This window comes from Vibrio cyclitrophicus (assembly GCA_023206055.1).
Lineage (GTDB): Bacteria > Pseudomonadota > Gammaproteobacteria > Enterobacterales > Vibrionaceae > Vibrio > Vibrio cyclitrophicus_A.
Window position 1 is genome coordinate 3093379 of the sequence record CP065366.1, and the last position, 12037, is coordinate 3105415.

Below are 12037 nucleotides of genomic sequence, written 5' to 3' on the forward strand. Positions count from 1 at the left end.
AAAAAGAAAGGGATGCGAAAGCATCCCTTTGACTATAAACCATTTAATAAGGCTAAGTTAACCGCTCATTCGTAAATTGACGACCAATTAACGTAACGATACATGACCAGTAATCCATTAACCGACTAGCGCTAATAGAATACCCGCCGCAACCGCACTACCAAGTACACCTGCTACGTTCGGGCCCATCGCATGCATCAACAAGAAGTTCTGAGGGTTTGCCTCAAGACCGACCTTATTCACAACACGTGCCGCCATTGGAACCGCTGATACGCCAGCGGCACCAATCAATGGGTTGATGTCTTCTTTCGAGAAGCGGTTTAGAACCTTCGCCATCAATACACCACCCGCAGTACCAATACTAAACGCAACTGCACCTAAGCCAAGAATACCCAGAGTCTCTAAGTTCAAGAAAGTATCCGCTTGAAGCTTAGAACCAACACCAAGGCCAAGGAAAATAGTCACAACGTTAATCAGTTCGTTTTGCGCTGTTTTCGATAGGCGATCAACCACACCCGCTTCACGCATCAAGTTACCCAGACAGAACATACCCACCAGAGGTGTTGCTGAAGGTAGGAACAGAATTGTCATCAGTAGTACAGCAAGCGGGAAGAGGATCTTCTCTGCTTTACTAACGTGACGAAGTTGAGCCATCTTAATCTTACGTTCTTCAGGAGACGTTAACGCCTTCATGATTGGCGGTTGAATAATAGGAACCAATGCCATGTAGCTATACGCTGCTACTGCAATTGCACCTAAAAGATCAGGAGATAGTTTACTTGCTAAGAAGATCGCGGTCGGGCCATCGGCACCACCAATGATCGCAATTGACGAAGCATCGGCCATTGAAAATTCCATTCCTGGAACATAGTTCAGCAAGATCGCACCAAATAGCGTTGCGAAGATACCAAACTGAGCTGCAGCCCCTAGCCATAACGTTTTAGGGTTAGCAATCAACGCACCGAAGTCCGTCATTGCACCTACACCCATAAAGATCAGCAGTGGGAAAATACCCGTTTCAATACCAATGTAGTAAACGTAGTAAAGCAAACCGCCTGGATCAGTAAACCCAGCATTTGGAATATTTGCTAATACGGCACCAAAACCAATCGGCAGTAGAAGTAACGGTTCAAATCCTTTACGAATTGCCAAAAACAACAGCAAGCAACCAACCAACATCATACAGATCTGGCCGAACTCAAAGTTAGCAATACCTGTTTCAGACCATAAGGTCATCAATCCTTCCATGGGACTCCCTTACGCTAAGATTAGTAGTGGAGCGCCTACAGTAACTGCATCGCCTTCTTTAACATTCAACTCTTGAACGATACCACCACGAGCAGCACGAACTTCCGTTTCCATCTTCATCGCTTCCAAGATCAGTAGCACATCACCTTCAGCCACTTCAGCACCTGGCTGAACGATAACTTTGAAGATGTTGCCCGCTAATGGAGCTGGAACCGCTTCTGCATCAGAAGCCGCAGCTGGTGCTGCTTGAGACGCTTGTGCTGGTTTCGCTGATGGAGATACTGATGTCAGTTCGCCTTGAGGGCCAACTTCAACATCATAAACCTGCCCGTCAACCTTCACGCTGTAGCTTTCAATGCTACCAGAAGCTTGTACCGGAGCTGTCGCAACTGGAGCCTCTGTTTCTAACGTTGGTGCAGGTTCAAATGCTTCAGGGTTACGACGGTTCTTAAGGAACTTAAGGCCGACTTGTGGGAAGAGTGCGTATGTCAGCACATCATCAACGGTATCTTCAGCGAGTGAAATGCCATCTGATTTCGCTTTTTCTAAAAGGTCCGTCGTTAACGTATCCATTTCAGACTTAAGTAAATCAGCAGGACGACACGTGATTGGCTCTGCACCATCTAGCACTTTCGCTTGCAGTTCAGCATCAACCTCAGCAGGCGCTTGACCGTATTCACCTTTCAGCAGACCCGCAGTCTCTTTCGTGATGCTCTTGTAGCGCTCACCCGTTAAGACGTTGATAACCGCTTGAGTACCGACGATTTGAGAAGTAGGTGTTACCAAAGGAATGTAACCCAACTCTTTACGTACGCGCGGGATCTCTTCAAGCACTTCGTCCATACGATCGGCTGCGCCTTGCTCTTTAAGCTGACCTTCCATGTTGGTTAACATGCCGCCAGGAACTTGAGCAATCAAGATGCGAGAATCGACACCTTTTAGCTGACCTTCCCATTTCGCGTACTTTTTACGTACGTCACGGAAGTAAGCCGCGATGGGTTCGATCTGATCAAGCTTAAGATTGGTGTCGCGCTCTGTGCCTTCTAACATAGCAACAACCGTTTCAGTTGGTGTATGGCCGTAAGTACAGCTCATAGAAGAGATTGCGGTGTCTAGAATATCAATGCCAGCTTCAACAGCTTTAACGGCTGTAGCGGTTGATAGACCCGTTGTCGCGTGGCTATGCAGCGCTAGGGGAACATCACAAGACGCTTTGATACGAGTGATTAGCTCTTCCGCTTCATAAGGCTTTAATAAGCCTGACATATCTTTGATACATAGTGAATGGCAGCCTAGGTCTTCCAAGCGCTTAGCGAGATCAACCCACGTATCTGAGTTGTGTACTGGGCTGGTTGTATAAGACAACGTACCTTGAGCGTGGCCGCCAACATCAATCGTTGCTTTCACTGCCGTTTCAAAGTTACGAACATCATTCATCGCATCAAAAATACGGAATACGTCCATGCCGTTCTTATGGGCACGTTCAACAAATTTTTCAACTACGTCATCCGCGTAGTGGCGGTAACCTAATAAATTTTGACCACGCAGTAGCATCTGCATTGGTGTGTTTGGCATCGCTTTTTTCAGCTCACGCAAACGCTCCCACGGATCTTCTCCAAGAAAACGGATACACGAATCAAACGTCGCGCCACCCCAAGTCTCTAAAGACCAGTAACCGACTTTATCCAGTTCTGCCGCAATAGGCAGCATATCTTCGATACGCATACGTGTAGCAAATAGTGACTGGTGCGCGTCACGAAGTACCACATCAGTGATAGCTAGTGGTTTAGACATGCTCATAAACTCCTTTTTAATCCTTTAAATGCTACTTAGCAGTAGACGCACGGTATTGGTGAACCGCGGCCGAAATTGCTGCCACTACCTGTGGACTAACAGCAGAAGGGTTTGATTGTGATTTTTTAATTTTTTTAGGTGCTGCGATCGGTTCAGGTACTTCTTCTGGTACCAGTTTTGACATCAACCGAACGAGGTAAACTAGAATAGTTAGGAAAATAAAGACAACGGACATTCCCGTTATCATTAGAGTTGCTGCATCTCCTAGCAGGCTTCCAATATTAGTCATGTTGCTTCCTTTCTTCGTCATCCTGACATAGGTGCAGGATTTCAGCGAATAGTGATCCCGACCCATGGATTATCTCGATTGGTAAAAGTTTGTCAATTTTGTTTAAGGTTCTGTTACGGATAACGCACACATAAGGTTAATTATTCGCCTATCAGATCACATAAATCTGTCAAATGAGTCATTTTTAGATATTTAAACTGTGACTTAAACGGGGCTTTTCTGGGAAATGATATGAGAAAGGTGGAATAACAAAGAAGCAATCAAGAATTACTTTAAATACAACAAGTTAAAAACATCGTAAATTTAACATTGTTGCAACAAATTTACAGCAAGCATAAAAAAAACCTCGTAAAAACGAGGCTTTCTCTAATAATGTGGTGCGCCCTGGAGGATTCGAACCTCCGACCGCCTGGTTCGTAGCCAGGTACTCTATCCAGCTGAGCTAAGGGCGCAACGGTTTCGATATTGAGCATCAAGTTAAAACTAAACATTCAACATCAGGATTAATGAAAACCCTAAATAGTGGTGCGCCCTGGAGGATTCGAACCTCCGACCGCCTGGTTCGTAGCCAGGTACTCTATCCAGCTGAGCTAAGGGCGCAACGGTTTCGATATTGAGCTGTTAGTTAAGGCAATAAAGCACTTAAAACTAAACATTCAATATCAGGATTAATGAAAACCCTAAATAGTGGTGCGCCCTGGAGGATTCGAACCTCCGACCGCCTGGTTCGTAGCCAGGTACTCTATCCAGCTGAGCTAAGGGCGCAACGGTTTCGATATTAAGCTGTTAGTTAACGCAATAAAGCAGTTAAAACTAAATGTTCAACATCAGGATTAATAAAAACCCTAAATAGTGGTGCGCCCTGGAGGATTCGAACCTCCGACCGCCTGGTTCGTAGCCAGGTACTCTATCCAGCTGAGCTAAGGGCGCAACGGTTTCGATATTAAGCTGTTAGCTAAGGCAATAAAGCAAAACTAAACGTTCAACATCAGGATTAATGAAAACCCTAAATAGTGGTGCGCCCTGGAGGATTCGAACCTCCGACCGCCTGGTTCGTAGCCAGGTACTCTATCCAGCTGAGCTAAGGGCGCAACGGTTTCGATATTGAGCATCAAGTTAAAACTAAATGTTCAACATCAGGATTAATGAAAACCCTAAATAGTGGTGCGCCCTGGAGGATTCGAACCTCCGACCGCCTGGTTCGTAGCCAGGTACTCTATCCAGCTGAGCTAAGGGCGCAACGGTTTCGATATTGAGCATCAAGTTAAACTAAACATTCAACATCAGGATTAATGAAAACCCTAAATAGTGGTGCGCCCTGGAGGATTCGAACCTCCGACCGCCTGGTTCGTAGCCAGGTACTCTATCCAGCTGAGCTAAGGGCGCACGGTATCTTCAAGTGAAGAAGTTGTGAAATATATCACATTCTTGTTTCTACGAAACAAAAAAAAGGCCATAGGCCTGTAATGAATGGCGGTGAGGGAGGGATTCGAACCCTCGATGCGGCTACAAACCACATACTCCCTTAGCAGGGGAGCGCCTTCGGCCACTCGGCCACCTCACCTAATTCATTATTCTTATCCATTACTTCTTAACAAAGTAATCTAAAGAATGGTGCGCCCTGGAGGATTCGAACCTCCGACCGCCTGGTTCGTAGCCAGGTACTCTATCCAGCTGAGCTAAGGGCGCACATTGTTACTTCTGTGTTTGCTTGCAAATTCAAACGTGCAAGAAATGGCGGTGAGGGAGGGATTCGAACCCTCGATGCGGCTATAAACCACATACTCCCTTAGCAGGGGAGCGCCTTCGGCCTCTCGGCCACCTCACCGTCTTGCGGAGGCACATATTACGTTTTACCGAAAATATGTCAAACACTTTATTAAAAAAAACCGGACAAAAACATCCAACCGTTTGCAATTTAATCAAAGCGCTTGCAAATTGAACTTATAACATCCAATTAGCGCTTTTTCCCTTAAAAATTAAGGTGAAAGATTGGCAATAATAAACAGCTAAAAACAATTATCTAATTTATCTCGCAGTAAGTGCAACTGCTGTTTGCACCATACTACGGGATGCTCTCTTTCGCCATAGGGTAAGTCAGTAAAACTTGAACTATGGCAAACAAATATCACGATGCTTCAATAAGAGTTAACTCAGGCGGCGTAACTTTTCTATATCAAGCATTCAGCCCAACATCTAGAACTAAGCCAGTTATTGAATTAACCAATCACTAACTTGTGATTTTGCTCTCCCAAGATCAAAAAAGGCTAGCAACAATGCTAGCCCCTCTTCTACGCAAAAGTATTAGTAGTTGCCAGATGCAACGTTACCATTACCTTTTTCAGCTTGAATGCGCATGTAGATCTCTTCACGGTGAACAGATACTTCTTTAGGTGCGTTAACACCAATACGTACTTGGTTACCTTTAACGCCTAGTACAGTAACTGTTACTTCATCACCAATCATCAGTGTTTCGCCAACACGGCGAGTCAAAATTAGCATTCTTTGCTCCTTGAGTAATCTCTAAATTTATCTAGCTACGAGAGCATTATCCAACAAAAGTTATATTTTCGTAAACTATCGATTGAGTTTATTTAACCAAAATGCACTTCTTTTTTAAGATAACCCTGTGTTTCACGCGCTACGATGTATGCATTGTGTAATATGTTAGCAGCTATATCGACTTGCGTTGGTGATATCACCAAAGTTAAAGACTGCTGCTGCAATAAGTGATGTTGTACATCAATTTCGCCTTCAGACAACAATCCATGTGAACTGACCACAATTTCTTGCGTTCGGCTTCCTACCACAGTTAACAAACTAACATATTCACTATTACGGATTTTTTCAGCAAAAACTAGTTTTAATTTAGCACTTATGTCAGGTTTGATAATGAGCGCTGCCCGTTCTGTTTCCTCGATCACACTACAGACTTCGATCCCTAACAACTGGCAATGCGACATGAGAGACGGTAAATCTTGATTCAAACACTCGATGCGAACCATATCTCTTTGAATCGCTATACCAGCAATATCATTCAAACAATCATTACCCGCGATGAGAGTTCCCTCGCCTTCTTCAAAACTCGAAAGCACTCTCAGTGGTACATTGTGTCGCCACGCATGCTGAACACATGGAAGGTGCAAAACCTTAGCGCCTCTGCGAGCCATTTCTTCCATAGAGGGAAAGTCTAAGGTATCTAATTTCTTAGATTGCTTAACCACTCTAGGGTCGCAGGAATATACGCCATCAACATCGGTATAAATCTGGCACTCTTTGGCCTGAAGCGCGCCCGCCAACGCAACGGCCGTGGTGTCTGAGCCACCTCGCCCTAAGGTTGTGATATCACCTTTCGCGTTAACGCCTTGAAAACCTGCAACAATGACAATCTGGTCATCATCTAACAGCGCTTTAATAGGAGCGGTATCAATACGCTCAATCGTCGCATTATTATGATTAGAATCGGTGTGTATCTTGGCTTGATAGCCAGTCATCGATGTCGCTTCATAACCCAACTTGTGCAACGTCATCGCTAACAAAGCCATGGAAACTTGTTCTCCAGCTGTTAACAACACATCTAACTCTCTAGCGTTTGGTACGCTATCAACTTGTGAAGCTAAGTTAACTAACCGATTTGTTTCACCTGACATAGCAGAAACGACAACCAGGATCTGGTTCCCTTCATTTTTCGCTTCAATGATTTTTTCTGCTACATGATGGATTCGTTCTATTGAACCCACCGACGTTCCACCAAATTTCTGCACGATAAGAGGCATTTTCACCCTTCCTCACCTTCCCAAGACCAATGTCTATATATGACAAAAAAACACATACTCCGCGTCATGGCGAAGCAATAAAAAATTAACCAAGGAGTCTAACGTTACCATTAGACTTCTTGGTTAATCTCAATCAAATCTTTTTCAGACGTTCTTCCAATAGGCAAAATAAAAGATGCCCAATCAGTTGATTGGGCATCTTTGTATCAATTACTTAAGCTTAAAGACGCTCTTCTAGCCAAGTGCGTACTGATTTAAGCGCTTCAGGTAGTGCTTCAACGTCTGTACCACCCGCTTGAGCCATATCTGGGCGACCGCCACCTTTACCGCCAATTTGCTCAGCAACCATCTTAACGAGGTCACCTGCTTTTACTTTGCCGATAAGGTCTTTGGTTACACCAGCAATCAAGCCAACTTTACCGTCTGCTATGTTTGCGATCAGAATGATACCGCTACCTACTTGGTTTTTAGCGTTATCAACCATGGTACGTAGGTTCTTGTTGTCTGCGCCTTCAATTGCAGCAACCAAAACTTTAGTACCAGAGATGTCTTCTACTTTGCCCATGATGTTTGCGCTTTCTGCTGCAGCCATCTTTTCTTTAAGCAGTTGGATTTCTTTCTCTAGAGATTTCGCTTTCTTAGCCGACTCTGCCAGTTTCTCTTCGTAAGCGTTAGCTTGAGCTTCTACAGCATCTAGAGCCGCTTCGCCTGTTACCGCTTCGATACGACGAATACCCGCAGCAATACCACCTTCAGAAGTGATCTTGAATAGGCCGATATCACCCGTGTTGCTTGCGTGGATACCACCACAAAGTTCAGTAGAGAAATCGCCCATAGACAGAACGCGAACTTCATCATCGTACTTCTCGCCAAACAGTGCCATCGCACCTTTTTCTTTCGCTGACTCGATGTCCATGATATTGGTTTCAATCACATGGTTCTTACGAACTTGTGCATTAACCAAGCGCTCTACTTCTTTAATCTGTGCCGGTGTTACCGCTTCAAGGTTAGAGAAGTCAAAACGTAGGTTATCTGGCTTAACCAAAGAACCTTTCTGAGCAACATGCTCACCTAGAACTTCGCGCAATGCAGAGTGAAGTAAGTGCGTTGCAGAGTGATTTAGTGAGATAGCAGCACGACGCTCAGCGTCAACCGTTGCTTCTACTTTATCGCCCTTAGCGAATACGCCTTCAACTAGCTCACCGTGATGCGCAAATGCGTTACCTAGCTTCTGAGTGTCTTGTACTTTGAATAGACCAGAGGCTGTTTTTAGCGTACCAGCATCACCACATTGACCGCCTGATTCAGCGTAGAATGGAGTCTCTTCAAGGATGATGATCGCTTTATCACCAGCCGATAGTGAAGATACTTCTTCGCCGTCAACGAATAACGCAGAAATTTCACCCGCACCTTCAGTACCTGTGTAACCACAGAACTCAGTGTTAGTGTCTACTTTGATCGTTGCGTTGTAATCAGTACCGAATTGACCCGCTTCACGTGCACGCTTGCGCTGTGCTTCCATCGCCTTCTCAAAGCCTTCTTCATCGATAGTAAAGTCGCGTTCACGAGCTACATCGTTAGTAAGGTCAGCAGGGAAGCCGTATGTATCGTAAAGTTTGAAGACTGTTTCACCGTCAAGCTCTTTGCCTTCAAGTGCGTCTAATGCGTCGTTAAGGATAACCATGCCACGCTCTAGCGTACGACCAAAGTTCTCTTCTTCGATGCGAAGTACTTTTTCAACAAGCTCTTGTTGTTTCTTAAGCTCTTCAGCCGCAGAACCCATCACTTCAGCCAGTACACCCACAAGTTTGTGGAAGAACACGCCTTGTGCACCAACCTTGTTACCGTGACGAACTGCACGACGAATAATACGACGTAGAACGTAGCCACGACCTTCGTTTGAAGGCATAACGCCGTCAGCAATTAGGAATGAACAAGAACGGATGTGGTCAGCAATAACGCGTAGCGATTGGTTAGATAGATCATCATGACCTACAACTTCAGCAGTCGCTTTGATTAGCTTTTGGAATACATCAATTTCGTAGTTAGAGTGAACGCCCTGCATGATTGCAGAGATACGCTCAATACCCATACCAGTATCTACAGCTGGCTTAGGTAGCGGTTCCATTGTGCCGTCAGCGTGACGGTTGAACTGCATGAATACGTTGTTCCAGATCTCGATGAAACGGTCACCATCTTCTTCAGGTGTACCAGGACGGCCACCCCAGATGTGCTCACCGTGATCGTAGAAGATTTCAGTACATGGACCACAAGGACCCGTGTCACCCATCGTCCAGAAGTTATCAGACTCGAACTGTTTACCGCCTTCTTTGTCGCCAATGCGAACGATACGGTCAGCAGGAACACCTACTTTTTTGTTCCAGATATCGAATGCTTCATCATCTGTCTCGTATACCGTTACCAGCAGACGGTCTTTTGGCAGTTGAAGAGTCTCAGTCAGGAATTCCCAAGCAAAACCAATTGCTTCTTCTTTGAAGTAGTCGCCAAAGCTGAAGTTGCCTAGCATTTCGAAGAACGTGTGGTGACGAGCCGTGAAACCTACGTTTTCAAGGTCATTGTGTTTACCACCCGCACGTACACAACGCTGAGCCGTAGTTGCTCGAGTGTAGGCACGCTTTTCGGCGCCTAAGAAGCAATCTTTGAATTGGTTCATACCTGCGTTAGTAAATAGCAGGGTTGGATCGTTATGTGGAACTAACGATGAACTGTCTACGATTTGGTGTTCTTTGCTCTCAAAGAACTTAAGGAACGCGTTGCGAACCTCATCAGTGCTCATGTACATGCAGCTCTTCCTGAAAATAGTCGAGTTAGAATTTTGCCGTATTGTAGATCATGGTTAAGGCTTCGACTAGTTTTCTTGTAGAAAAGACACCCTTGGGCAGGATTTTAGTGGGAATTCGATAAAATGAAGAATATTCCACTATATCTAGCCGTGGAAAAGCAGAACTAAATTGATGACCTAGGAACTAAGAATCTTAGTTAACGAAAGAAGGTTGACCAAAGACATTCTCGACAGAGTTGCTCCAATAAAAAAGCCCCGCATAAAATATGCGAGGCTTTAGGTTCTTTCAAAGCGAATGTTTCTTTAAAACAACCGCTCTATAAAACGTTAGCTTATAGCTCTTCGTTTTCTTCTTCTTTCTCTGCGCCCTTCTCTTCAAGAACAGCAGGAGTCAGTAGCAACTCACGAAGTTTAGTATCGATCTCAAGAGCAACCTCTGGGTTTTCACGTAGATATTTACCAGCGTTAGCTTTACCTTGGCCGATCTTGTCGCCCTTGTAGCTGTACCAAGCGCCCGCTTTTTCTACCAGCTTGTTCTTAACACCTAAATCGATAAGCTCACCTTCACGGTTGAAGCCTTTGCCGTATAGGATTTGAGTTTCAGCTTGTTTGAATGGTGCAGCAATCTTGTTCTTAACAACCTTGATACGAGTTTCGTTACCAACAACTTCATCACCATCTTTGATCGCACCAGTACGGCGAATATCAAGACGAACAGATGCGTAGAACTTAAGAGCGTTACCACCAGTTGTTGTTTCTGGGTTACCAAACATCACACCAATCTTCATACGGATTTGGTTGATGAAGATAGCCATACAGTTAGACTGCTTAAGGTTACCAGTTAGCTTACGCATCGCTTGAGAAAGCATACGAGCCTGAAGACCCATGTGGCTATCGCCCATTTCGCCTTCGATTTCTGCTTTTGGTGTTAGTGCTGCGACTGAGTCAATAACAAGTACATCGATTGCACCTGAACGAGCCAGTGCATCACAGATTTCTAGCGCTTGCTCACCTGTATCTGGTTGAGAAACAAGAAGCGCATCGATATCAACACCAAGTTTTTGAGCGTAGATAGGGTCGAGGGCGTGTTCCGCATCAACGAAAGCACACGTCTTGCCAACTTTTTGGGCTGCAGCAATAAGCTCAAGCGTTAGCGTTGTTTTACCTGATGATTCTGGACCGTAAACTTCTACGATACGTCCCATCGGTAGGCCACCAGCACCTAGTGCGATATCTAGAGATAGAGAACCTGTAGAAATAGTTTCTACGTCCATTGTGCGGTTATCACCAAGACGCATGATAGAACCTTTACCAAATTGCTTTTCAATCTGACCAAGAGCTGCGGCTAACGCTTTTTGTTTATTCTCGTCCATTTCTATCTCCACATAATCGGTTGTCTCAACAAGCGATCTAGAATCTATTTCTAACCCACATAGGGGTGACTAATTGGCTTTCATTATACTGTTGATTCATACAGTGTCCATACCTGTATGAAAATAATTTGTACAAATGTTACTTACCTTCCATTGATAGGTAATCATAAATAACTTGCAGGGCATGGTGCGTCGCTTGTTGGCGTACTTGTGATCTATCACCTGTAAATACATTCGTTTCTACTTTATTCCACCCATCACAGGCCTTCCAAGCAAAACACACCGTCCCTACAGGTTTATCTTCCGAGCCACCACCAGGACCGGCAATACCACTTATCGATACCGAAATTGTGCCATTTGAATTTTGCAACGCACCATCAGCCATTTCGATTACTACAGGCTCACTCACAGCGCCGAACTCAATTAATGTTTTAAGCTGTACACCGATCATCTCTTGCTTGGCTTCATTGCTGTACGTAACAAAAGCGCGATCAAACCACCCAGAGCTGCCCGCAATATCGGTTACCGCGCTAGCAACGCCACCGCCAGTACAAGATTCAGCCGTCACTAATACATGTTTATGTTTCGCAAGTAAGTGTCCGAGTTTTTCACTAAGAGCTTGAGTCGTCTGCATCTTTGGCTTCCCTTATCTAGATGTATATCATTTGGATTTGCATCTTTTCGCATGTGTCGCTTTTCGCACGAAACGCTTTCACGTATCCTAAGCCGCAATAGAAATAAACGAAAGAAGTTA

At 44.8% G+C, this 12037-nt stretch carries 8 protein-coding genes and 10 tRNA genes; all 18 read right to left on the reverse strand.

Annotated elements, in window-relative coordinates; all coding sequences use genetic code 11:
- Window positions 1-117: 117 nt before the first annotated feature.
- The 18 genes from ITG09_13545 to pncC all read right to left on the reverse strand — a co-directional run bounded on the left by ITG09_13545 (window position 118) and on the right by pncC (window position 11917).
- Entirely contained in the window at window positions 118-1248 is a 1131-nt protein-coding gene (locus ITG09_13545) for a sodium ion-translocating decarboxylase subunit beta (GenBank protein ID UPR51712.1), read from the reverse strand.
- Window positions 1249-1257: 9 nt separating this feature from the next.
- Window positions 1258-3042: a sodium-extruding oxaloacetate decarboxylase subunit alpha gene (gene oadA, locus ITG09_13550; protein ID UPR51713.1), complete on the reverse strand. Its 1785-nt coding sequence runs from the start codon at window positions 3040-3042 to the stop codon at window positions 1258-1260.
- A gap of 31 nt (window positions 3043-3073) precedes the next feature.
- Complete coding sequence (locus ITG09_13555; protein ID UPR51714.1) at window positions 3074-3331, reverse strand: oxaloacetate decarboxylase subunit gamma; 258 nt, start codon at window positions 3329-3331, stop codon at window positions 3074-3076.
- Window positions 3332-3706: 375 nt separating this feature from the next.
- A tRNA-Arg gene (locus ITG09_13560) sits at window positions 3707-3783 on the reverse strand.
- A 71-nt stretch (window positions 3784-3854) separates the two neighbouring features.
- Window positions 3855-3931, reverse strand: a tRNA-Arg gene (locus ITG09_13565).
- 88 nt (window positions 3932-4019) lie between these two features.
- Window positions 4020-4096, reverse strand: a tRNA-Arg gene (locus ITG09_13570).
- Between the two features lie 88 nt (window positions 4097-4184).
- Window positions 4185-4261: transfer RNA gene (locus ITG09_13575), tRNA-Arg, on the reverse strand.
- An 84-nt stretch (window positions 4262-4345) separates the two neighbouring features.
- A tRNA-Arg gene (locus ITG09_13580) sits at window positions 4346-4422 on the reverse strand.
- 71 nt (window positions 4423-4493) lie between these two features.
- Window positions 4494-4570 (reverse strand) — tRNA-Arg (locus ITG09_13585).
- A gap of 70 nt (window positions 4571-4640) precedes the next feature.
- A tRNA-Arg gene (locus ITG09_13590) sits at window positions 4641-4717 on the reverse strand.
- Between the two features lie 85 nt (window positions 4718-4802).
- Window positions 4803-4895: transfer RNA gene (locus ITG09_13595), tRNA-Ser, on the reverse strand.
- Window positions 4896-4943: 48 nt separating this feature from the next.
- Window positions 4944-5020 (reverse strand) — tRNA-Arg (locus ITG09_13600).
- A gap of 46 nt (window positions 5021-5066) precedes the next feature.
- Window positions 5067-5159: transfer RNA gene (locus ITG09_13605), tRNA-Ser, on the reverse strand.
- A 476-nt stretch (window positions 5160-5635) separates the two neighbouring features.
- Window positions 5636-5833 (reverse strand): carbon storage regulator CsrA, encoded by a 198-nt coding sequence (gene csrA, locus ITG09_13610; protein UPR51715.1) that lies wholly within the window; start codon window positions 5831-5833, stop codon window positions 5636-5638.
- 92 nt (window positions 5834-5925) lie between these two features.
- Window positions 5926-7107, reverse strand: a complete 1182-nt coding sequence (locus ITG09_13615; GenBank protein ID UPR53646.1) for an aspartate kinase — start codon at window positions 7105-7107, stop codon at window positions 5926-5928.
- Window positions 7108-7327: 220 nt separating this feature from the next.
- On the reverse strand, window positions 7328-9910 hold the full coding sequence (gene alaS / locus ITG09_13620) for an alanine--tRNA ligase (protein UPR51716.1): 2583 nt from the start codon (window positions 9908-9910) through the stop codon (window positions 7328-7330).
- A 332-nt stretch (window positions 9911-10242) separates the two neighbouring features.
- Window positions 10243-11283, reverse strand: coding sequence for a recombinase RecA (gene recA, locus ITG09_13625; protein ID UPR51717.1), 1041 nt, complete (start codon window positions 11281-11283; stop codon window positions 10243-10245).
- 139 nt (window positions 11284-11422) lie between these two features.
- Complete coding sequence (pncC, locus tag ITG09_13630; protein UPR51718.1) at window positions 11423-11917, reverse strand: nicotinamide-nucleotide amidase; 495 nt, start codon at window positions 11915-11917, stop codon at window positions 11423-11425.
- Window positions 11918-12037 lie beyond the last annotated feature (120 nt).